The organism is Arthrobacter sp. zg-Y1171, assembly GCF_025244845.1.
Classification (GTDB): Bacteria; Actinomycetota; Actinomycetes; order Actinomycetales; family Micrococcaceae; genus Arthrobacter_B.
In genome coordinates this window covers 1,024,301-1,048,387 of the sequence record NZ_CP104264.1, presented here as the reverse complement: position 1 = coordinate 1,048,387, position 24,087 = coordinate 1,024,301, and the positions used below count along the sequence as shown (strand labels likewise).

13 protein-coding genes are annotated in these 24,087 nt (G+C 67.7%); 4 read left to right on the top strand and 9 right to left on the bottom strand.

Translation table 11 applies throughout. The features are described 5' to 3' along the window. Positions 1-74 precede the first annotated feature (74 nt). The 4 genes from N2L00_RS04870 to eccCa all read left to right on the top strand — a co-directional run bounded on the left by N2L00_RS04870 (position 75) and on the right by eccCa (position 6,847). A complete protein-coding gene (locus tag N2L00_RS04870) occupies positions 75-452 on the top strand; it encodes a hypothetical protein (RefSeq protein WP_255863413.1) in 378 nt (125 codons plus the stop codon). Positions 453-457: 5 nt separating this feature from the next. Next, positions 458-1,783 carry a type VII secretion integral membrane protein EccD gene (gene eccD / locus N2L00_RS04865; protein ID WP_255863414.1) on the top strand — a complete coding sequence of 442 codons (1,326 nt, stop codon included), beginning with the start codon at positions 458-460 and terminating at the stop codon, positions 1,781-1,783. Positions 1,784-1,874: 91 nt separating this feature from the next. Further along, a complete protein-coding gene (locus N2L00_RS04860) occupies positions 1,875-2,843 on the top strand; it encodes a hypothetical protein (protein ID WP_255863415.1) in 969 nt (322 codons plus the stop codon). Next, positions 2,840-6,847 (top strand): type VII secretion protein EccCa, encoded by a 4,008-nt coding sequence (eccCa, locus tag N2L00_RS04855; RefSeq protein WP_255863416.1) that lies wholly within the window; start codon positions 2,840-2,842, stop codon positions 6,845-6,847. The genes N2L00_RS04860 and eccCa overlap by 4 nt, the downstream gene beginning before the upstream one ends. A 27-nt stretch (positions 6,848-6,874) precedes the next feature. On the opposite strand, the gene N2L00_RS04850 is transcribed toward eccCa, so the two are convergent. The 9 genes from N2L00_RS04850 to N2L00_RS04810 form a co-directional block, all read right to left on the bottom strand. After that, a complete protein-coding gene (locus tag N2L00_RS04850) occupies positions 6,875-8,035 on the bottom strand; it encodes an RDD family protein (RefSeq protein ID WP_255863417.1) in 1,161 nt (386 codons plus the stop codon). Then, complete coding sequence (locus N2L00_RS04845) at positions 8,036-8,833, bottom strand: hypothetical protein (RefSeq protein ID WP_255863418.1); 798 nt, start codon at positions 8,831-8,833, stop codon at positions 8,036-8,038. 90 nt (positions 8,834-8,923) lie between these two features. Further along, complete coding sequence (locus N2L00_RS04840) at positions 8,924-10,525, bottom strand: serine/threonine-protein kinase (protein ID WP_255863419.1); 1,602 nt, start codon at positions 10,523-10,525, stop codon at positions 8,924-8,926. After that, entirely contained in the window at positions 10,522-12,042 is a 1,521-nt protein-coding gene (locus N2L00_RS04835) for an FHA domain-containing protein (protein WP_255863420.1), read from the bottom strand. Before N2L00_RS04835 ends, N2L00_RS04840 begins: the two co-directional genes overlap by 4 nt. Beyond that, a complete protein-coding gene (locus tag N2L00_RS04830; RefSeq protein WP_255863421.1) occupies positions 12,039-12,953 on the bottom strand; it encodes a PP2C family serine/threonine-protein phosphatase in 915 nt (304 codons plus the stop codon). Before N2L00_RS04830 ends, N2L00_RS04835 begins: the two co-directional genes overlap by 4 nt. Positions 12,954-12,960: 7 nt before the next feature. Beyond that, complete coding sequence (locus tag N2L00_RS04825; protein WP_255863422.1) at positions 12,961-15,438, bottom strand: transglutaminaseTgpA domain-containing protein; 2,478 nt, start codon at positions 15,436-15,438, stop codon at positions 12,961-12,963. Further along, a complete protein-coding gene (locus N2L00_RS04820; protein WP_255863423.1) occupies positions 15,435-16,793 on the bottom strand; it encodes a DUF58 domain-containing protein in 1,359 nt (452 codons plus the stop codon). Before N2L00_RS04820 ends, N2L00_RS04825 begins: the two co-directional genes overlap by 4 nt. 8 nt (positions 16,794-16,801) lie before the next feature. Beyond that, positions 16,802-17,779 carry a MoxR family ATPase gene (locus N2L00_RS04815; RefSeq protein WP_255767272.1) on the bottom strand — a complete coding sequence of 326 codons (978 nt, stop codon included), beginning with the start codon at positions 17,777-17,779 and terminating at the stop codon, positions 16,802-16,804. Between the two features lie 71 nt (positions 17,780-17,850). Beyond that, a complete protein-coding gene (locus N2L00_RS04810) occupies positions 17,851-23,868 on the bottom strand; it encodes an Ig-like domain-containing protein (protein WP_255863424.1) in 6,018 nt (2,005 codons plus the stop codon). Positions 23,869-24,087: the final 219 nt, after the last annotated feature.

The following is a 24,087-nucleotide window of genomic DNA, read 5'->3' as shown; positions in this document are numbered from 1 at the left end:
ACAACGTACGCCGCAGCTTCGGCGGTGCGGCTCCGGCGCGTGTGACGCAGACCCCACCCGGATCGTGTAAGGATATGTCGGTACTTGTCCAAGTGGTGGGGGGACTTATTTTGGCGAGCGACTATGACAATCAGCTGATCGAATCCGTGACCGTGCGCCGGAACCGGCTGCTCGGCGCCCTGCTGTACGGGGAAAACCCGAACGAGCGCCGGTGGATGGACAGTGTGCGCCTCTTCCTGTTCAGCGTGGCTGCCGCAGCGGTCATCGCCGCGGTCTGCGTGGGGTATTCCTTCGTGAGCAACCTCCTGGAAGAGAACCGCCAAAAGCAGGAGGAGCAGCGCCGGCAGCAGAATTCGGCTGCCTACCACTCTTCGGACCCCCGCGATGCGCATTACGACGTCGGCCCCGCCGGCCGGTACAACGTTGCCTTTTCGATGCAGACAGGATCCTAGCCGCCATGGCCCATGCTTTCACCCGAGTGACACTGATCGGTTCCCGGCGCCACCTGGACCTGCTGCTGCCGTCGGACCAGCCCGTTGGCGCACTGATGCCGCAGGTCCTGGAGCTGCTGAACGACCCGCCGGCAGATGAGGTAGCCGCCAAGGTCCTGGTAGGACCCGACGGCACCGAGTTGGCCGCGGAGAGCACGCTGAGCAGTGCGGAAATAGCCGACGGTTCCTCCCTGCTGCTCTGCAACGCGTCCGAGGCGCCCCCCGCCGCCGTCGTCTACGACGTCACGGACCTGGTGGTCAGCGAGACCGAGGCCGTCTCCGGCCGCTGGACGGACAGGTTCCGGGAATTGACCGCCGGCATCTTCGCTGCCGTGGGCCTGTGGGCAGGGGCAGAGATCCTCCTGGGCTCGGTGGCCCCCGACGACGCCTGGTGGCTGTTGCTCTCCGCGTCCCTGGTGCTCCTCACGGCCGGCACTGCGCTGGCACGGCCGCCACGGACCTCGGCCATCGGTCCCACCCTGCAGGGGGCCGGCTGGCTGCTGGGCCTGGGCGCCCTGCTGCGCGGCGACCTGGAACCGGAAACAACCCTGCTGTTGTTCGCCGGACTGTCCGTGCTAACCCTTGTGGGAATGGGACTGAGTGCAGCCAACCCGCGGGCCCTCTTCACGGGCGCCGGCACCCTTGCCTTGGCCACCGTGATCTGGGCGGCGGCGGGGATCGTTTCCGAGAACCCTTCCCGCACGGCAGCGCTGGCCGCCGTGGCGAGTGTCCTCCTGCTCGGCCTGCTGCCGAAGCTGGCACTGTCCGCCTCCGGCCTGGCAACCCTGGATGACCAGCGCGCCACCGGTGGAACCATCAGCAGGACGGATGCGCTTGAGGCCGTGGCCGGTGCCCATCGGGGCCTCACCCTGGGCGCGGTCCTTACATCGGTTTCCATAGCGTTGGGGCTCTGGGTGCTCGGCACCGACACAGAGCACCAGAAATGGACGCTGTCGCTGCTGTTCGCCCTGACCCTGGCGGTCTTCCTCCGGGCCCGGTCCTTCCCGCTCGCCGCCGAACGCATTTCGCTGTACGCCGCGTCCGGAGTGGGGCTGACCGCCCTCACCCTCGCATCCCTGCGGTTCTTCTCCTCCGCGCCCTGGGCTGTGGGCCTGGCGGTGCTGATCCTTGCCGCCTGCATCGCGGTCAGCCTGACCCTTGACCTGCCGGACCACGCCGAAGCCCGCCTTCGCCTGCTGGCCAAGCGCCTGGAGACCTTCGCCATCCTGGCATCGATTCCCCTGGTCATCGGGATGTTCGGCATCTACTCCCAGCTGTTGGACAGCTTCTGATGGGCGAATCGCTTCACCCGCGGGCCTGCCCGCCATCCGCCACCTTTCATCCCGCTGATCCGGCCGCCGCGGCCGGTGGAGGACTATAGCCATGAGCTCACCCGTGAACGCCGAGCCGCTGCCCTACGGTGCCCCTGGTACCGCCACCCCGGACGGCTTCGAATCAACACCCCAGAGACTCCGCCGCACCCTGCGGACCCGTCCGGCCGAGGGCCTGCTCCGCCGGTCGGTCAGCTCCGCGGGGAACCTCTTCCGCGGGGATGATTATCCGCACCGTCTGGCCGAGGCCGCGGCCGGGGCGCAGGCCCCGGTGTCCACCGGCCGGCGCATCGCCGTCGTCGGCTCCCGCGGCGGTGCCGGAAAGACCACGCTGGCGGCCCTGCTCGGATCGGTCTACTCCTCCATGCGCACCGACGCCGTTACGGTCCTGGACAACGCTCCCTCCGGCGGCACGCTGGCGCTGCGCACCGGTGTCCCCGACGCAGCCTCCCTGGATATCGCCGCAGCCGAGCTGTCCCGCCGCCCGCCGGCGTCGCTGGCTGACCTCTCCGCGCTGCTGACCCCCGCCGGCCGCGGAAACCTGCTGGTCACCGGGCGCCGCGGCACCGGTGGACGGCCGGCCGCCGACGACGCCGCCGCCAAGGCACTGTCCCTGACCATCTCCCGGTACTGCCCCATCACCGTGATGGACTGCGGCACCGGGCTGGATCTCCCCAGCACGCGGTGGGCGCTTTCCCAGTCGCATCTGGCGGTCTTCACGACAACGGCCTCCGTGGCGGGCCTGGAAGATGCCGGCCTGTACGCCACGGCCTGGCAGCGGGACCCGGCACTGGCGGCCGTGCCGCTGCTGGTGGTGGTAGTCCGGAACCAGCCGGACGGGCCGTTCCGCGCCGACGCCGAAGCCCGCCGTCTGACGCGCATGGGTATCGACGCCGTCGGGCTGGGATATGACCGGCACCTCGCCGCCGGAGTGGAAATCAGCCTTGGCCTGCTCGCCCGGCGAACCCGTCTCGAGGCGGCCGCCCTGGCCGCCGGCGTCCTGGCGAGGGCCACGGCATGAGCGTTCGGATCCTGCACCGGCCGGCCCGGACCACGGCGCCCGCCCGCGGCCTGGAACCGTTCACCATGGACGCCCCGCCGCAGATGCAACAAGGCAAGGGCGGCATGAACATGATGTCGCTGGTCCCCCTCCTCGGCGCAGGCGTCTCCATGACGGTCATGATGCTCTTCCGCGGATCCCCGCTGGCTGCCGTGGGCGCTCTGGCCATGGTGGTCACCATCCTGGCCTCCGTCATCATGATGGTCAGCCAGCGCGGCAAGCAGGGCCGCCAGCGCAAGGAACAGCGGGAAAACTATCTCGAGTATCTGGAACGCTGCCGTGCGACGCTCCGCGCCGAGGAACACACGGCCGTCAAGGTGGCCCGGATTGCCAGCCCGCCGCCGGACGCCCTGTTCGACATCATCCGCAACACCCGACGGATCTGGGAGCGGCGCCGGCACAACGAGGATTTCCTGCACGTGCGCATCGGTACCGGTCCGCGCCAAAACCGTGAAGTGCAGATCATGAACTCCGGTTCGGCGGTAATGCAGAGTGACACCTTCATGACGACCGAATTGGAGATCCTCAAGCGGCGCTACGAGTCCAGCCCCGAACTGCCGTTGACGGTACCGCTGGACTGCGCCGGGAATGTCAGCATTGTCGGCTCAAGGGAGTTCGTGCTGCGGGTCAGCCGCCTGCTGCTGGTCCAGGGTGCGGCCTTCCATTCCCCGGAGGACCTCCACCTGGCCCTGGCCGTGCCCGAGGCCGAACGGGAAAACTGGGAGTGGGCCACGTGGCTGCCCCATCTGGCCGATCAGAAAAGCACCCACCGCACCGGACCCGTCCGGCGGCTCGCCCCGTCCATGGACGTCTTGTCGGATCTGCTGGCCGATGACCTCCACGGACGTTCCAGCCTGGCCGCGGAGTCCCGGAAAAACTTCCTGCGCGGAGGCGTGGGCACGGCGCTGCCCCGCCTGCTGGTGGTTGCCGACTCCTACGGAGAGCTGCCGGTGGAGCTGGCAGTCCCGGACAAGCAGTCCTCCCCCGGCGCCCTTGGGATCACCACGCTGTTCCTGGTGCAGGAACGCCGGCAGGAACCCAGCGAAGTGGCCATCCGCATCAGCGAGGACGGCGAGGGCTTCCGGGTGGAAAACTACCGGGCCGACCCCGTGGAGCCGGTGATCGAGGCGGGCACCCTGGACCAGTTGCCGGTCCCGCTCGCACAGTCCCTGGCCCGCAGCCTGGCCCCGCTGCGGCTCTCCCCCGATTCGATGGAACACGATTCGTCGGAAAACTCCCAGGGGTTCCTGGAAATGCTGGGCCTCTCCCCGCGCCTGGATGAAGCCGATATCCGCCGGTTGTGGAAGCCCCGCGGGGAGGTGGACTTCCTGCGGGTTCCGCTGGGTCCCGATGACCGCGGCCGTCCGGCCCTGCTGGACCTGAAGGAATCGGCACAGTTCGGGCACGGCCCGCACGGCCTGTGCGTGGGTGCCACCGGCTCCGGCAAGTCCGAAATGCTGCGCAGCCTCGTGGTGGGCCTGCTGGCCACGCACTCCCCCGAGGTGCTGGCCATGGTGCTGGTGGACTACAAGGGCGGCGCCACGTTTGCCCCCTTCGCCAACGCACCCCAGGTCACCGGCGTCATCACCAACCTTTCCGACGACGTCAGCCTGATCGAACGCGTCTATGCCAGCCTCTCCGGCGAGATCCAGCGCCGGCAGGAAGTCCTTAAGGAGGCCGGCAACCTCGCCAACATCACCGACTACCAGCTGCACCGGCAGGAGCTGCTGGCGCAGGGCAAGGACCTGGCACCGCTGCCGCACCTGGTGGTGATCATTGACGAATTCGGCGAGCTCCTGACCGCACGCCCGGACTTCATCGAGCTTTTCCTGTCCATCGGCCGCATTGGGCGGTCGATCGGCGTGCACCTGCTGCTCTCCAGCCAGCGCATCGAGGGCGGCAAGCTCCGCGGCCTGGACACCTATCTGTCCTACCGGATCGGCCTGCGCACGCTCTCCGAGGCTGAGTCCCGGACCGTGCTGGACACCCCCGATGCCTTCCACCTGCCGCCGGTCCCCGGGTTCGGGTACCTGAAGGTGGACACCACCACGTATACCCGGTTCAAGTCCGGGTATGTGTCCGGCCCGCTTGAGCTGGAAGAAGAGGACGAGCCGGAGACGGACGACGCCGGGCGGCCCGCCGTCCTGCGCGTCCCGCGGTATGCCGCGACCCTCGAAGAGGCTGTACCGCAGGACCCCGCCAAACCGGCGTCGACTTCCGGCTCCAAGCGGACCACCGGACCCACGGTGCTCTCCACCCTGATGGACACGCTCGCGAAATTCCCCCGCGCCGTCGAACCGATCTGGCTGCCGCCGCTCCCCGGAGGCATTGCGCTGGACATCGCCGCGGGCGGGCTGGACGCCACCAGCCACGGCATTCGCCTGGCTACCGGCGGCGGTTTGAAGGTCCCGGTAGGGCTGCTCGATGATCCGGCGAAGCAGTGGCAGGGCATCTGGGAACTGGACCTGGCTGCCAACGGCGGCAATGCGGCAATTGTCGGCGGACCGCAGACCGGCAAAAGCACCGCCCTGCGCACGCTCGTCGCCAGCCTGTCCCTGACCCATTCCCCGGCCGAAGTGGGTATCTACGCCATTGACCTCCTCGGCAGCGGCCTGGTTCCGCTCGAAGGGCTCCCCCACGTGGGTGGTGTGGCGGTACGCACCAACCGTGAGGTGGTCCGCCGTACGGTGGATGAAATCCTGGCCATGCTCTCCCAGCGGGAGCGGATCTTCGAGAAGTACCAGATCGACTCGCTGCCCACTCTGCGCCGTCTGTGTGCGCAGGGCGGCATCCCGGAACTGCCCAGTGCGGACATCGTGATGGTGCTGGACGGCTACGGGCAGCTCTCGGACGAGTTCGAAGAGATTGAAAAATCCGTGCATGCCCTGATCAGCCGAGGCGGCGGGTACGGCATCCATGTGGTGGTGACCTGCTCGAGGATGAACGAAATCCGCATTGCGCAGCAAAGCTTCTTCGGCAACCGGATTGAACTGCGCCTGTCCGATCCCGGGGAATCTGCGCACGGCCGGAAACTGGCCGAGGCCGTGAGCCCGGGAACGCCCGGCCGGGCACTGATGGACCGGAAGCTGCAGGGGCATTTCGCCCTTCCGCGCATCGACTCCGAATCGGACCCGGACACCGCCAACTCCGGGATGCGGGACCTGGTGGACGCGGTTTCCGCCTCCACGGACGAACGCGCCATGCAGGTCCGCGTCCTGCCGGCAGTGGTGGACGCAGCAACCGCCCCCACGCCGGCGGCCCCGGCCACGGTGCCGCTGGGCCAGCGCGAGACGGACCTGGGCACCGAGCTGCTGGACCTGCACAACAAGGAACGCCATCTGGTGATCATGGGCGACGACGGCGCCGGCAAGACCAACGCCATGCGGTCGGTGATCCGTCGCCTGGCCGAACAGCACAACGCCGAGGACATTGTGTTCGCGGTTTTCGATCCGCGGCGCACGCTCGCGGACGAGGTGCCGGACGACTACCTGGGCGGTTATGCCACCAGCGCGGCCCTGGCCGAACAGCTGGCATCCGCCGTAGCTGGGGAGCTGCAGAAACGGATCAGCGCCACCCCCGAAGAGGTCGCCGCCCTGCCCCGGGTGGTGCTGGTGATCGACGACTATGACGTACTGACCGCCGGTGGCTCGTCCCCCCTGAGCAGATTGACGCCCTTCCTGCCGCTGGCCCCGGAGATCGGGCTGCACGCCGTGCTTTCCCGCCGGGTCCGCGGTGCCAGCCGGGGCATGTACGAGTCCTTCTTCACGGCCCTGCGTGATTCCGGTGCCGCGGCGCTGATCCTCTCCGGCGACCGCGGGGAAGGCACGCTCATCAACGGTGTCCGGGCCCGGGCACTGCCACCGGGACGCGCCCAATTGGTCCAGCCCGGACGGCCGGTACAGACCCTCCAGCTGTTCTGGAACGAGACGGCCAGCGACGTGCTGGTGGGAGAACCGGCGCGCTGATTACAGGCTGGACGCGGCCCGGGACTCCTAGGCCCGGGAGACGGTGAAGCTGCGGTCACCGAAGAAAACGGTGCTGCCCGCGGGGGCAAGGACGGGGCGCAGCGGTTCAAGCTCCTCCCGCAGTCCCTGGGCGGTGACGACGGCGCTGCCGTTGGTCGAATTGCGGTCCGTCACCCAGACGCCGTTTGGATCCGCCTGCAGGTGCAGATGGGTCTTGGAGACCGAGCGGCCCATGTCCGCGAAGTCGAGTAGCTGCCCCACCGTTTCCTGGGGCTTGGTTGCCGGATTCCGCCCCAGCAGCGCGGTGCCGGTGACGACGACGGCGGCACCGTCGTCGAACTGCACCAACACGCCGGTCGAGCGGTGCCGGGACGCCACCCGGGTCATTTCCAGCTCATCGTCCGGATGCTGGGGAACGTCCGCCGGGGCAGCGGCAGCGGCCGGGGCTGGGGCCGGCACAGGGGCCGGCAGCGCCCCGGCAGTCAGCGCCGCAGCCGCCGCGCGCCGCGGGGAGACCGGAGCCGGGACGGGCGCACCAGCCGGTGCGGCAGGAGCACCAGCCACGGCGGCAGGCACGGTCTGGAACGGGGACGAAGCAGTCTGGGGGACGGCGGAAGAGGGGAACCCCGGCACCGCAGTGACCGGGGCGGCAGCAGAGCCGGCTGATGGCGCCGAGGAAGGGTCTGCGCTGCTTTCGGGGGCAGCGGCGCCGCTGGCACGGATTCCGCCCGTCAGCAGCGGATCACGGCCGGCCCGCACGTCCACCACCAGGGTGCCTGCAACCTTGTCATGCCAGCCCTGCCGCTGGTGGTTCTTATCCCACAGGTTGGAGACCAGCAGAACCACCGGCCCTACCACCACGACGCCGGACACCCCGAGCAGTGCGTTTCGCAGCAGCACGGGGACCAGCCCCGGGGCGTGTCCGTTGCCGCTGGTGGTCCGGATGCCCAAGGCGAGGTTTCCCGGGGTCTTGCCGGAACCGGCTTCCCAGATCCAGAGCCACAGCGCATATCCGCCGGCCAGTACCGCTCCCGTTGTCATCCCCAGTATCCGGGTGTCGTCGCCCCCGACCAGCGAGAACAGCCAGGTCACGGCCAGCAACAGCACCGCGGACGGCAGCGCGTCCAGTGCCTTGGCGGCCAGTCGCTGGAAAGCCGTGGCATTGACGAGGTTCGTGCTGGAGGCCATCTAGGTGTTCCTTGTCGTTCTGTTGATCGAAGTACGGGCCCCGGGCAATGCCGCTTCGGGTGCCTGCTGCTGCACGTTTTCGCGGATAGGAGCGGCCCCTGCCGGATTATCGGCAGGACGGTCCAACAGTGCCAGGTCGGCCGAGGTTACGAGCTGGGATGTTACGGCATGCTCCACCAGACGGGCCCGCCGGTTCGACGCCGGCTTTCCCTCGGCTCCGCGCAGGCCCGCCACACCCACCCGGTCCAGCTTTTCGCACACGTTATCCAGCTTCCGGTTGAACCGGGTCTGCGACCAGCCCAGCCGCTCCGCTGCCTCCGCGGATGTCGGCAGGGCACTGTAGCCGGTGCCGTCCCGCCGCAGCAGCGGTTCTGCCAGCGCCACCATCACTGCCTTCTGGGACTCGGTGAAGAGCACGGGACCGATGGTGGTGTCCCCGCCCTCGGCTGCGCTGAGGGGATCCTGCCGGAAGGTGGGCGTTTTCAGGTGCACGTCGAATTCGTAGGTGGTGGAACCGGCACTGAAGATGATCCGGGTCTGTTCAAAGACCACGGGAAGCCGGGCACCGGGAGCCAACCAGGCCTGCATACCGCCGCCCGAGTCCGCAATGGTGGCCGAAATCCGGCTGCCGATATTCGTCAGCCACCAGATGCCGTTGTCCTTGGCAATGCTCAGGAACTTCCGGTGCAGGTAGGGATTGTCATCGATAGCCAGGTCGCCCTCCCTGCCGATGCTGAAAACGGCAGGCTCCTGCGGCTCGTACCATTCGCCGCAGTACTCTATGGCAAGCTCCCCCACGCGTCTCCCCCTTGTCCGGTTGCCCGGCTTTCCGTGCGGCTCCCCCATGGCCCCGCTACGTCCTCATTGTCCATCTGCACCTGCTGCTTCTCACTGCGGCGCGCAGAACGCCACCGGCGGCGATGCTTTTCCGTTGTCCCTCGCCACCTGCACTTCTATGCAGGTCTCGCCGTCCGACGCCGGAACCTGTGCGTTGGTCTCCGGTGTCCGGATCATCTCTCCCCGGGCTGTGGCGCTGACCGTCCGCCACAGATAGATATCCCCGTCTGCGGGTTCCGGGTTGCTCCAGGTGAACAACACCGAACCGTCCGCCACAGTGGCCGCCAGCGATTCCGGCGGAAGGACCGCACCTTCGGTTCCCGCCAGGGGGTTCTGCGCGGATTTCGACGGCGTGGGCAGGACGCTCTTCGGCTCCGTCTCGGGCAGCAGCAGGGCCGCGGCGACAATGCCGACGGCGGCCGCTGCCGCTGTCACCAGACCGATGCGCAGTGCAGTCTTACCCCGGCGCCGAGGCGGTTCCGGCCAGCTGAAAGCCTGCGGAGCTGCCGGGTCCACGGCCCCCGGAACCGGTACCGCCGTCGCAAGTCCCGAACGCATTACCGTGCCCTCATGGACCGCGGCAGCTTCGCCGCCGCCGGAGGGGGCCGGGGAAACCGTGGCCGGGACCGCCGCCCGCGCCGTACCGGGCGCGCCGGTGACTGACGACGTCGGGCGCTGCAGGGGTGCCCGGCGCGGCGGCGTGGTGGTGCCTGGATCGATGGAGACGACGCGCCGGATGCGGGTGCGGTCCTCGTCCTCGCCGCTCTCCTCAGTCGGGTCCGGTTCCTGCAGCACCTCGAACGGGGTACTGGCGAGGTTCAGCTCGCCTTGGATCCGCTGCAGTGCCAGCCCGAAGGCGTAGGCGGAAGAGAACCGCGACTCGGGCGACTTGGCCATCGCCGTGGCCAAAGCCAATTCCAGGGATTCCGGGACATCCGCCCGTCCGGTGGGCCGCAGCGGCTGGCTGACGATCCGGTCGATCAGTTCACGCTGGGTATTGCCCTGCCCGGGCAATACAAACGGCGAACGCGCTGCCAGCAGGGTGTACAGGGTGGCGCCGAGGGCCCAGACGTCAACGCGGATTCCGTCCGCCCGGCCGCCGGTGAGCGCTTCCGGAGGCGACCAGGGAATGGACAGCCCCAGGTCCTCGTCCTCGGCGGCCTCGGTGGTGCCGGAAATCCCGAAGTCGGTCAGGGCGGGACGGTTGTAGTCCGTGGTGAGGATATTGGCCGGTTTAATGTCCCGGTGGGCGATCCCGGCACGGTGGGCGGTCTCGACGGCGGACGCCACCTGGATGCCGATGGTGAGCACTTCAGCCAACGGCAGGCCGCCCTGGCGGTACCTGATGTCGAGGCTGGGCCGGGAGCAGTACTCCATGGCCAGATAGGAGTGGCCTGCCTCAGTGATGTCCGCTTCATAGATGGTGACGATGTACGGGTGCGAGGACAGCTGTGCCATGAGGTTCGCTTCGGCCTCGAAACTGCGCCGGGCACTGTTGGTGCGCAGGTCCGAGAGGAGCACCTTGACGGCAACGCGCCGCCGGGGATGGTCCTGCTCATAGAGGTAGACGTCGGCAAAACCGCCGGAGCCCAGGTGCCGCAGATAGCGGTAGCCGGAGATCTCCGGCGGGGGCGCCGGAGCACGCTTCTTCATGCCAGTCCTTCGAACCGGATCCAGACGTCGTCGCCGAGCTCGGCGGTGTCGCCGTCGAGCACGATTACCCCTTCACCCTGGCCAAGGCGGTGCGGCAGCTGTCCTTCGCGGACCAGCACGGTGCCGTTGGTGGAGAACAGGTCCCGGAGCATCACATGCCATCCCTCCAGCCGGATCTCGGCGTGCGAACGGGAAATATCGCCTCCGCTGCTGGGCACCTGCACCATCCGCGGCATGTCGGAGCCCTGGGCCCTGGCCACTGACGGCTGGCGTCCAACAATAATGTTCCGGTCCAGGACCTCCGCGTGGCCGGTGGAAAACACCGCCCGTCCCAGGGCAGGACGGCTAACCGGGTGGGGCTCCTCGCCCAGCGGCTGCCCGCAGTGTACGCACACGCTGCGCGTAGGCGGATTTGCGTGCCCCTGCGGGCAGGTGCGGGCCAGAACCGTCGGGGCCGTATTCGGGTGCCCGGCAGGGGCCGGCGCCGGTGCTGCCTTCGTCAGTTCGCTGCTCATGATGGTGTCGCCGTCGTGGTCCAGGTCTTCCGGCGCCTGATCGGCAGTTGCCGCCGGTGCTGCCGCCGGTGCCGGGGCTGCAGGCACGGGGGCTGCAGCAGCCGGAACAGGGGCTGCAGGCACGGGGGCTGCGGTCGGACGCCCCGGGGCACCGACGGGAGCCGTCGAGGTGCCGCCCAGCCACGGAACTGAATCGATCAGCGCACCGGACGGCGCGTCAGCCGCCTTCGGTGCAGGCGGAAGGGATGCTTCGGCAGGCTGGAGGGTATCCGACGGGACGAAAGCCTCCTCCGGGGGACGGACGGTCTCGCTCAGGTCCGGTTCCTCTGCGGAAACCTGCTCCTGCACGGGTTCGACGGTTTGCTCCGCTGCCGGAACGGGTTCGCCGGAGGCGGCAGCGTTCCCTTCCGGGGAAGCGACCTGGATTGGTGCCGGCCGGGATTCCACCGGCTGGACAGGCACGGGCTGGACCTTCGCGGGCTGGGCTTCGGCGGGCTTCGCACCGGCGGTTTCCTGCGCACCGACTACCCGCGCCCCGACGTCCAGGGAGCCGAATTCCAGCATCGAAACCAGGGCAACGCCGCTTTCGAGCGGCAGCAGCGGATTCTCCGCGGAATTTCCGGCAGCACCAGCCGAAGCCGCGGTCTTCAGGGTGAACGAACCGCCGGCAGGCAGGACCCGCTCGCTCCAGGTGGTGACAAATTCGCCGGACGCCGCAGGCTCGTCCTTCCCGGTCTGCTGCAGTTCCAGCGGACCGCGCAGGATGACGTGCAGGCGCTCCCGGTCCCGCAGGGAAAGCACACCGAAGGAAGGCATATCGGCCAGGCTGCCGGAGAGTCCCCCGGAGACAACCGAAAAAACGCGGTCAAGTGCCGGCTCCGTGGCCAGCAGTGCCCAGATCTCCCGTACCCGCTCTTCCCCGGTGTCCGGGGGCAGCAGGCACAGCACCGCATCGCGAACCAGACACACCCACGTCCCGGGGCGGTAGCGCAGGTTTTTCATTCCTCCGGGGTCTTCCGTGATACCGCCGGGTCGGTCCCGGCACCCGCCGGGTCGGTCCCGGCACCCGCCGGGTCGCCTTCGACCGGACGCGGGCCGGTGGGCTGCTGTTCCTGGGCCCCTCCGGGCAACGTAATGGCGGCGGACTCATGTCCGTCCGGTCCGCCCTCGGCATCGATGACCAATACCGTGACGTTGTCCCGCCCGCCCGAGCGCAAGGCAGCCTGCACCAAGGCGGCACAGGCGTCCTGGGGGTTGGTGACGGACGTCAGGATCTGCAGGATGTGCCCGTCGGCAACCTCGCCGGTGAGGCCGTCGGAGCAGACCAGGAGCCGGTCCCCCGGTTCCACCGGGATCAGCCAGAAGTCCGCTTCGGCATCGTTTCCGGTGCCCAGGGCGCGGGTGACTACGTGGCGGCGCGGATGCACCAGGGCCTCGTCCGGGGTGATCTGTCCCAGGTCCACCAGTTCCTGGACCTCGGAGTGGTCCACGGTGATCTGTTCCAGCACGCCATGGCTCAGCCGGTAGGTGCGTGAATCGCCCACGTTGAACACCAGCCAGTAGGGGTTTCCCCCTTCCCGGACGAGGACGGCGCCGGTCAGCGTGGTGCCGGCCCGCCCGCCTGTGGCTTCACGGATGCGGTGGTCCGCCTCCTTGACCAGGGCCTCCAGCTGTTCGGCGGAGAACTCCGGCAGGTGCTTGCCCACTATCGGGGAATCACCAAGGGTCCGGACACAGATGCTGCTGGCCACCTCCCCCGCCTCATGCCCGCCCATGCCGTCGGCGATGGCAAAAATCGGGTCTGCGGCGATGAGCGAGTCCTCATTCAGTTCGCGGCGTAGTCCGCGGTCCGAGGCGTAGCCAAACACGGCGTGCATATCGGTATCCGGGGATGCAGTTTCGTCGGAGTTCATTCACGCCCTATCCGGAAGGTTCACTAAAGTGATCTGGCTTACGAGTTCTCTTGCTTACCCTAGCCGACGGCAGCGCCCAGCGGCCCGGGCTGAGGCGGCGGGTCCACATCCGCGCGTCGAGCAGCAGGGAGCGCGGCGAATAGCGGGCCCGCTGGCGCCGCCAGAAACCCACGGATCCTGCGAGCCTGCCCAGGTGCTCCTCAACCTGCTTCCAGTACTCTTCCACCTCGGCCTCGGAAGGTTCACCCGGGCCGAAGATACCTGCGTCGGCGCGCCGGGCCAGGAGAGCAGTCGAATCCGCCGTGACAGGGAACGCATGCTGCAGGAGGGCGGCATGTTCGCGCCGGGTCGCGTGGCTGGGCGGGCGGCTGCCGAGATCGGTGGCCAGGCTCACCACTTCCTTCCAGCCGCCGCCGACCCGCCGGGAGGGTGTGCCGGACTTCCGCCGGGACCGGCGCCGTCGGACCTTGACCAGCAGGATCAGCAACAACGGGCCCAGCAGGATGACAAGCGGCAGCGAGGCCAGGGCCACAAGGCGCAGCCAGTACCGGAACGTAGCCCAGAAGTCGTCTTCCTGCTCCTCCGGGTCCTGGGCCTCGGCCTCGGTGTCCGGAGGCAGCTCGGCAGGTTCCTGCGGCGGAGGCGGCGGCTGCAGGACCTGGGGTTTCGGCGTGGACTTCGGCTGCTGCTGCGGCGGCACCGGTTCGTTGTCCTCATCCGGGGTGGGGAAGAACGGAACCCAGCCCACGTGTTCGAACTCCACCTCCACCCAGGCGTGGACGTCGTCGCCGGTGATTTCCAGCGGCGCCGACGGATCCTTCACTTCGTCCCAATCCGGATAGAAGCCCATGACCACGCGAGCCGGGATGCCCAGCTTGCGTGCCATCAACGCCATGGCGACGGCATACTGCTCGTCGTCGCCGACCATTTGGTCCGCGTCCATCAGCCGCAGCATCCGCGCGGCTCCGTGGCCGGGCAGCGAGGGGGTCTCCCCCTCCTTGCCGTTGCTGAAGAAACCCTCCGAGGCGAGGATCTGCTGCAGGCGGCGCACGCGCTGGACCGGGCGGGACTCATCCCCCACGTAATCCGCCGCCTTCGAGCCCAGGATCGGCGGATCGTTGTAGACCCGGGGAAGCTGGGTGGAGGAGAAGCGGTATTTGGCCAACTGGGCGTCGTCGGGCTCTTCGGGGAAAAGGACACTGGCCTCATAAGTGTCCCCGGGCTGCAGCTGCGCCACCGTCAACGCCGTACCGGAGGCTTCGCTGTAGTAGAGGCCGGCGGCAAGGTCCGCGGCCCGATCACCCGATACCTTGAAGCCCGTGGCCTGCCCGCCTGCCGGAACCCAGGCGCCGCTGTACTCGCCAACGGTGAACTTCAGGTTCGCCTTGGTTCCGTCCTCGTCGGCCGTCTGGGCCAGGTCCGAGCGTGCGTCGCCCACGCGGGTGAAGTTCCCGTTGCTGCCCGGGTCCACGGTGTAGACCACGCCGTCGTAGGCGTCCAGGGCGGCCAGGCGGATGCGCTGGCCCTCGGGCAGTCCTTCCACCGTAAAGAGGGTGGTGTCCGATTCGTCCTTCACATACCGCCGGAAATCCGTAAGCGGGCTGGGATAGTCGAAGAGGTCCACGGGTGGTTCGACGACGTCGCGCAGCACCCGGCGGTCGGTGCCCTGGTCCAGCAGCGGAGCCGTTCCAAGGGACGCAGCCAGCGCTGCGGCAAGCACAGCCGCTCCGAAACCGAGCCGCCGCGCGCGGGCGGCACGGGCCGCAGCGGACGGTTGCCCGGACGCACTGCGGAGGTTTCGCCGGGTAGCCTCCCCCGCGGACGCCGCGGCAGCCGGGCCGGTGCCCTCCAGGGTAATGGTTTCAACCGTGGACCGGCCCAGCTCCCGCCGGTAAGCGAGCCAAGGCATCGTCAGGGCAATCAGCACGGCCCCGCGGATACCGGGCAGGGGCGCCTCGTCCGTGCCGAGGGCTATGCCTGCAACGAACACGGCCAGGACAGGAGCCAACACCCAATAGGGCCGGCGGGCACGCCAGGCGAGGAGCCCGGCCACCAGTCCGCCGATCAGGCCAAGCAGGAACGGCACCACCAGCATGCCTGCCGCGAGGCCCACCGGCGGCGCGATGGTCAGCAGGTCCTTCCACGCGAAAACGATGCCCAGGACCAGAACCCGGACGGAAGCGAACGAGGGAATGATGCCGGCGATGGCTTCGAGCGGTGCCGCGAAGGCGCTGCCCAGCAGTACGTAGGTGCCGGCCGCAGCGCCTGCGGTGGCCCAGAATCCCCAGCGCAGCCTGGCGGATGCTTCGGCCAGGCCCAGGCCCAGCAGGATGCCGCCGATTCCGGCTACCAGGAACCGCATGTACCAGCCGAAGGTGGGTCCGAATCCCAGGATCCCGAGGGTCAGCACTGCCGTGAGCAGCGCCCAGTCAGCCAGCCGGGGCAGCAGGGCTGCCGCCTTCGGGCCGGTTACGTTCGTGCTCACGCGACAGCCTTCCGCAGCACGCCGGGGAGGGACTCCAGGTCCCCGATGTCCAGGACCGCAAGATCGCCTATGGCGGCCAAAGCGGGTTCCAGGCCCGTTCCGCAACGCAGCGCAATACAGCGGATGCCCGGCGGCACCTTCATCGAGGCGGACCGCAGCGCGGCGCCGTTGGGTTCGGTGCCCGTTACAAGGAACACGACAGAGGCGTTGGGCACGGCATCCGCCGTGATCCGGGCGAGGTCGACGATCCCGGAAGTACGTGACTTACCCTCTGCCTCGGTCAGGCCGTCCAGCATGGCACCCGCAGCGGTGCAGCGCAGCGGCCCGTCCTGGGTCAGCACCGACAGTGCCAGCTGTTCACGGAACGCCTGGACTCCCAGCGAACCCGCAACCGACACTGCCAGTTCCAGGTCCTCCTCGGAGGTGTACTCGGCGCTGCTCAAAGACAGTGCGACCGCCACGTGGGAACGCCGGGTTTCCTCAAACTGACGGACCATCAGGGTGCCCGTCCGCGCGGTGGTCTTCCAGTGGATGTGCCGGCGGTCATCACCGGGAACATAGGCCCTGAGGGCATGGAAGGCCACGTCCGAGCTGGACAGGTCCGTAGTGGGCTCGCCTTCCAGGTCCCGGATGAACCCTGTGGTGGAACCGCTGAGGGACACGGTGCGGGGGTGCACGTACAGGTCCACGGGATCGGCCCAGATGAGCCGCCTGCCCATCAGCCGCAGCGGATCCTGGCGTACGGATTCCACGGGTCCCACTTTGATGACGGCTCGGCGGCGCGTAGGGATGCTGAAGAGTTCCTCATGTGTGTGTCCCGGACGCATGCGGGGCAGGTCGAACGCGGCGACGGCTCCGCCCACCGGAAGCTCAAAGGTCACCGGCAGCATCGACCGCGCGGCCGTGCTCGTGAAGCTGAGGCTGCCTACCGCGGCGTCGCCGACGGCAACCCGGGTGCGGGCCAGGTCCAGTGCCACGTCATAGGAGAGCCGGCCGACGACGAACGCCGTTCCCAGCACCAGCAGGACACCGGAACCTACGGCAGCAACCAGCGCCTCCTGCCAGTTGAACACGGTGCCGAGGAGAACAAGAACAAAGGTGAGTCCCACGGCCAGCCAGCCCAGCGGGCTGACGGCGGCCATGGCCGCACGCAGGCGGCGTCCTCCCGAGCCGAGTCCGGCTCCGGTCCGCTCCAGGACCGGAGCCAGGCGCCGGGCGACCGGCGCCAGTTTAGGTGCGGCGGCCCGCCAGTAAGCGGAGCGGAGGACTGCACGGCGCATTCGCAGGGCACGCCGGCGCAGGCCGACTGCGGCGCGCCGGCTCCACCGGCCGGTGCGCCCGGAAAACTTTGGCATGGTCGTCCCTAGGCCTGCGCCTGGGCCCGCTGCTGGGGTGCAGCCACGTCGGCAAGCACTGACAGCAGGACGGCTTCGGGGCTGGCTCCGGCAAACTCGGCTTCCGGGTCCATCACGAGCCGGTGGGTCCAGACGGCCGGTGCCAGCGCCTTGACGTCGTCGGGGAGGACATAGTTCCGGCCCTCCGAAGCTGCCCGGATCTTCGCGACGCGAACCATCGCCAGGGCCCCGCGGACGCTGACGCCAAGCCGTGTTTCGGTTGCCGTACGGGTGGCTGACACGAGGTGCGAGATGTACTCCAGCACTGCGGGTTCCACGTGAACGGTGGTGCCCAGCTCGGCCATGTCCCGGACCGCCGTCGTCGTGATCACCGGGGTGAGGGCCGCCGAACGGTCTCGGGTGGAGGAGCCGGAGAGCAGTTCCAGGGTTGCCTCGTGGTCCGGATAGCCGATGGAGGTCTTGATGAGGAAGCGGTCCAGCTGGGCTTCGGGAAGCCGGTAGGTGCCCGCCTGCTCGATCGGGTTCTGGGTGGCGATCACCATGAACGGCCGGTCCTGGGTGTACGTCTCGCCGTCCACGGTGACCCGGGATTCCTCCATCACCTCCAGCAACGCGGACTGCGTCTTGGGCGAAGCGCGGTTGATTTCATCCGCAAGCACGATGTTCGCGAAGATGGGCCCGCGGTGGAATTCGAACAGCTGCTGCTTCTGGTCATAGATGGTGATGCCGGTGACGTCGGAAGGCAGCAGGTCCGGGGTGAACTGGATGCGGGAGTTGGATCCCTGCACCGTGGCGGCCAGCGAACGGGCCAGCATGGTCTTGCCGGTGCCGGGGGCATCTTCAAGCAGCACGTGGCCTTCAGCCAGCATTGCGGTCAATACGAGCCGGACAACGTCCTTCTTGCCCAGCACCGCTTCACCGACGTTCGCCGTGAGCCGTTCAAAGGTCTCCGCGAACCAGGCTGCCTGTTCTTCGGTCATTGCCATCGTAGTCATTTCTCCAGTTGTTGTTCTCGAGTCGGTGTTCGGCGGGTTGGTGTTCGGCGGGTGCGGCAAGGTCAGTCTTCGTTGCCGGTGCACATGGGCAGTGCGGCGAGATTGGGCCCTTCCGCGTGGGTAACGTCGTTGGAATTCAGGTACCTCATCTCGTAGAAGCCGCCCTTGGGAATGTAAAGCCAGGTGTCCTTATTCCCGACCCATTTACAGGTGGCCTGTACTTTCGCATCGATTGCAGGGGCGCCTGTGACGCAGTACTCGCCCACAGGTTTCACCGGCCCCAGGGGGTGGCTCCAGCACGTCAGCTTGTTCACCGTGCCCTTGAACGGGATACCCGTCTTGTACTCCCTGACCGATACCTCGCTCTTGGTCCCAAGGGAGTTCACAGAGTAGGCCTCCACCTTGATCGTCTGCTCAAGCACGTTGCCCAGCTCGAGCTGGCCTGAAAGCCCATATTGGGTGAACGGCTCGTCATTGACCTTGATCCAGACCTCACGGGTGTCGTGGACGCTGGGGTCCGGCGGCTGCCAGGTCGCAACCGCATGGATGCTCTGGGGATTACCATCGGTCCCGCCGAGAACGGGTTTACCCGCCGCGCCGTAGGGTTTCACCTCTGCCGCCGCGGCGCTTTGCGGACTCTCATACCTAGCTCCGTCAAAGCTGACGGAGGCCGTGAGCGAGGCCGTAATGGCGTTACCGTTGGTGAAGCCGTACAGGACCTGGCCGTTCGTCACCGGGACGGTAGTGCCGTTGCTGAAGTACGCGTAATAGACAATCTCGCCCGCCTTGGCACCGTTCCGCTGCTCCTTGCTGAGCTCGGTGAAGGTTATCTTTACCGCTCCGCCGGCCTTGGACGTGTTGTCGGCAACCAGCGTGGGAGGCTGCGGGGGCTCCGGATTACCCCGTGCCCGGCGCGGCGCCGACATGGGTCCGGTTTCGCCCCAGCCGGAACGGTTGTGGGCGCGCACTGCATAGGAGTAATCCTCTTCCGAGTTGGACACCGTGATGGTGGTGCCCGTCTCGGCCGTGCCGGGGAAGGTTCCCACCTGCGTGCCGTTCTGGAAGACCAGCACCTCATACTTGTCGATCGGAGCGCCGTTGTTCGGTGCTGCCTCCCAGCCGATTTTGAGCTGCGATTCGGTGCCCACCGGCTGGGCGGTAATAGTGTTCGGTATGCCCGGGGCACCCGGCAGCCCGTTGGGGGTTTCCGGGACGGAATACTCGCTCCATTCCGACGGGTCGGGGGCCAGATTGCGCGCCTGGATGCGGACGCGGTAGCTGGTCCCGTTCTCGAGGGAACCCCACGTGATCGAGCCCCCTGCCGCCGGAGCGGACTTCTGCGAGACCCCGTTGGGCGGCGCCGGGGAAATCTGGAGGTCGTAACCGGTGATGGGTGAACCCTCGTTGGGCGGCGCCACCCAGTTCACCGTAAGCTCCTTGTCGCCGTAGACCAGGCCGGGCGGTGCCGGGCGGCCCGGCTGCGTATCGGGCCTGGCCACTGCAGACGTGGGCGACGGCGCGGAGGTGCCGTTAGCGTTGGTCGCCGTGACCCGGAAGACGTACTCAACGTTGTTGGTCAGTCCGGTCAACGTGCAGGTGGTGGCCGGGCAGGCCTGGCTGAAACCGTTTGCCGCAGTCACGGTGTACCCGGTAATGGGTGACCCGTTGGCCGCCGGCGGATTCCAGGCCAGCACCACGGTCCGGCTGCGGGTGGACTCAATCACCGGAGTGGAGGGCGCCGCGGGTTTCCCCTGCACCGTCAGGCGAATCTGTCCGACGGCGTTACGCCCGGGTTCGCCGGTGCGGTCCCTGATTGTGTAGCGGACGGTCATGTTGCCCACGAAGTCGGCCCCCGGCGTGACCACAACGGAGTCCCCCTGGCGCACAGCGGTTCCGTTTCCGTCCGCTGCCACGTCGACCAGTTCGAGCGGCTTGTCGTCGAAGGGATTGACGTCGTTGGCCAGGACCGGAACCGTGACGGCACGGCCCTGGACCGCATCCGGAACAATGTCGTCGTTGGCGACGGGAAGTGGGCGGTTCGAGGCCAGGACGATGAGGTCCACCCGCCCGATGACCAGGTCCCCGCGGCCGTCCGTCACCGACACCGAGAGCTCACCCAGTGTGCCGACGGCGGCGTCATCGCGTGCGCTTACCTCAAGGAGGCTTCCGTCCAGCTTCGCGTCGAAGCCCAGCGGCACCGACCCTTCCAGGCGGAACCGGAGCCGGCCTGCGTCCTCCGGGTTCGGGTCGGAGGCCAGGGAAGCCAGGTCCAGCACGGACGGGGCTTCCCCCTTTGCGGTTTCCAGGGAGCCCGAGCTGATGGTGGGCGGGAAGTTCTGGGCCGGCAGCGGAATAACGTTCACCAACACGGTCAAGGTGGCCTTCAAACCCTCCGGATCCTCCGCGCTCACGCCGTCGGTTACCTCGAAGGTGACCGAACCGAGCCCCGAATAATCCGGATGGGGAGCATAACGAAGGACGGTCGGACTGATGATCCGGACCCCGCCGTCCTTGGTACCGATGGCCTTGATGCGTTCGGCCGTGGTGACGCGCGGAGTATGCCCGTCCCGCACGGTTACCAGACTCTTGAGGTTAAGGTCCAGGGTGCTTCCGGCGCGCACTTCCAGCGGCTCGCCCTGCCGCAGCATGGGATATTGGGTGCCCAGGCCGGGTACCCAGATGATGGCGCTCGATGTTCCGCCGTCCTGGTCCACCGCCGTGTACGGGACGATCTGTGCCTCGGTTGCCAAGTCGACCCGGACGACGCCGTCGCCGGAGACGGACGCGCCCGGATGGTCCCCGAGGATCCGCACTTCCATCTCCGTGGCAAGCCCGTCAGGATCCTCGTCGTTTTCCAGTACGGGAACTTCCACGAAGCTCTGGTCACGGATCTCGCTGACGTCCACCAGATCATCACGCGAGAGCGGCGGCAGCAGCGGGGCATTCTCGTCCGACGTCACGGTCACATTGCCGGTTGTCGACGCCCCGCGGTTGTCCTTGAGTCCATAGCTGATGCTGTAAACCCCCGGTGTCTCCGGGGCGGAGAACAGCAGCCTCGGCGGATCTCCGCGGGTTTCCAGTGCCGGATGACTGCTTGTTATGGCCGCTACGTTAAGGGAAACCGGGTCCCCGTCCGGATCCGAATCGTTTCGAAGCACGGACATGGCATGGGCGCGGCCCGGCCGCAGCGCCACGACGTCATCAACGGCCACCGGTCTCTGGTTGGCCTCGGCCGCCGGGGCGATACCAACCTGCACCGTGCCGGTGTTCTCCAGGCCCAGACGGTCACGCACCGTATAGGTGAAGGTGTCCGTTCCTGCCGACTGGGCAAGGGCCGTGTAGTCAATGTAGTTGGGACCCGCGAGCGCCGCTCCCAGGGTCGGTGCGGAACCAATACCGTTCAGGACCACGGAATCGCCGTCCGAGTCCAACCCGTCCAGCGGAATCGGGATGCGCACCGTGGCGCCTGCGACCACCCGCCCTTCCACGTTCTGCGGGATGGGGGGTGTGTTTTTCTCGTCGTCGCGGGGTCGGATGTTGATGCGGACCTGGGCCGAGTTTTTCTGCCCGGACTCGTCTGAGACCTCATAGATGGCGTACACGGTCTTCGCAGTCTGGCCCGCCACGAAGCGCAGTTTGTCCTCCGAAACGAACATTTGTCCGTCGGCCGGATCCACCGACTGCGGAAGTACCGGATTCAGCGTCAGCTTCTCTCCCACCGGCGAGGAATCATTGTCCAGCACCGGGATGGTCACCACGTCCCCCACCCGGACCACCGCTTCGTCGGGACCGGTGACCGGGGGCAGCACCGTTTCAGGACGGTCAACCGGGATGACATTGACTTCACCCGTTGCCGTGGACGTTCCGTTCGAGACGGCATATTCGATCGTCATCTGCCGGTCCAGCCCCCGCACGTCATGGATCTGCAGGAGGTTGCGGTCCAGGACAGCCACGTTCACGGGCGTTTCAAGTGCAGAGGTGACGGACTGGACAACCAGCAGGCCGCCGGCCGGGTCCGTATCGTTGCCAAGCACGTCCACAAGCACGCTGCCGCCGCTGGGAAGCAGGGCGACGTCGCGCACGGCCACCGGAGCTCCCTGCCGGCCCGCAGGCTGTGCATCAACGCGGATCAGGCCGCTGGCGCTTTGCGGACCGTTCGTGACCAGGTACTCGATGTAGTAAGTCCCCGGCTCCGTGGGCAGGAAGCCAATGGAACCCGTTTGATAGTCCGGCGTCAGCGCCAGGCCGTTCTCCCCCTCCGCCTTGGCCAGCGAAAGCTGGCCGCCGGCCGGGTCCAAGTCATTCTTCAACGGGAACATCTGGATGTGCTGGTCCACCGTGGCGGTGAAGTGGTCGAAGTTCACCACCGGAGGCAGGACACCGGTGGGGCGGACGTCGAACGTCACGATGCCTTCCACCTCGTCAGTGCCGTCCGACACCGTGATCGGCACTTCCTTGATCCCCTGGGTCTTGCCGACGTCCCGGAAATCCAGCAAGCCGTCCGAGTTCGGGTGGACCTGGTCGCCGTCTTCCGTCATTTGGGCATCGGTCAGGACCAGGTCGTCCCCGTCAGCGTCTTTCCAGTCGTTGAGGATGTTCTGGCTGACGGATTTCCCCTGTTCCAGCAGGATCTTTGTGCTGCGGCGCGGCTCAGGCGGGGTGTTGGTTCCCGCGCCGGGTACCGTGACCGTCACGGTGGCCGTGTCCGTGCCGCCCCGGCCGTCAGTGATCTCGTAGGTGAAGCTGCCGGTTCCGGCCGGTGTGCCGGAGGGAATGACAATCTGCAGGGCGGCACCGTTGTAGATGGGCTGCACCGAACCGACCAGGGGCTGGCCGCCGACCACCGAAGCGGTCAGGAGGTCCCCGTCGGGGTCGCTGTCATTGTCCAGCACCTGGAGGATGGTGGTGCGTCCGGCCCGGGCGCCAAGCTGGTCATCAGCGGCCGCAGGCGGACGGTTTTCAGTGGTGCGGTCGGGCAGGGTGTTCACCGGGTTTTCGCTGGCCGACTCTTCCTCGTCGTCACTCGAATCCTGCTGGGGCGGAATGATGTCTCCCCAGTTATCCACCAGCTGCATGTTTTCGAGCACCAGCCAGACGTCACCGCCGTTGACATCGTTGAGCACCACCACGTCCCGGTTGACCCGGAACACCAGTTCGGAGGAGGCGGTGAGGTCGGGGATGTCTTCGCGGGCGTCTTCGGCATCGTTGCCACAGTTCCGCACGTGGGTTCCGGCTCCCGCCCAGGCTGCGTATACGCAGTCCCCCAGCTTCACCGGCGCGGCGGCCCCGCCGCCGGCGTCGATGTCCGTGACTTCCGGATCTCCGCCGTCGAGCGGCTGCAGGATAAGTGCTTCCTCCGTGGCTATGGCCACGAAGTCGCTCGCCGGCCCGCTCTGCTGGAGTTTGGCGTTCTTGGAGCCAGGAATGCCGACCGTGTCACCGTTGGGCAGCAGCAGCGTTTCGGTCTCCGTGTTCAGGACCACGGCCTGGTTTCCGACGGCGGCGATCTGCGCGTCCTTGAAGTCCTTCAGCGCCGGGGCTTCCTGCTCCTCGGGTTCGCTGTACCCGCCGTCTTCATCCTTCTCGAAGGTGTAGAGCATGCCGTCTTCCGGTGCTGCCACCAGCACGTGGTCACCGGCGGAAACCGCGGCAAGCACCCCGGGGTTCCCTTCCAGTACGGGCTCGGTTTCCCCGTCGCTGAAGAAACCCATCTCGCTGACAGGGGTAATCCACACCCTGCCCTGTGCCGGGTCGGTGACCGCCACGGTCTCGGTGCCGAAAGAGAAAGCGGCCGTACCGGGAAGCTGGACTTCCGCACCGCGGACCACGTTGGCCACGTCCACGGGGCTGATCTTGGACTGGTCGGTGTTGAGGTTGAAGACGGTGCCGGCGTTCTGCAGGACATCAAAATTGTCGCTGTTGGCGGTGTAGCCGCCGTCCAGAAGCTTTGAGGGGTAGTTCAGGTGGCCGACCATGCCCTGGGTCCGGTTGGTGACCCAGACACCGCCGTCGTTCAGGTCCACGTCGGCACTGGCAAAGCCGGGATAAAGCAATGCGCCGGTGACCAACGCCGTGGTCACGGCGACAGCCGACCCTACCGAGACTGCTTTCCGCCGCCTACGGCTAAGCAGACGTGCTTTTCCCCCGAGCACTGCCACGATGTTTCCCCCTGGTTATGAACCTGCACCGGAACCGTGGCTCCACCGGGGACAACGCGGCGGACACAGCAGTTCCACCGCATAGTGTTGCACAAATCCCAGGGGTGGGTGAGCTACCTCACCCGCAGCCCCGCAAAGCCG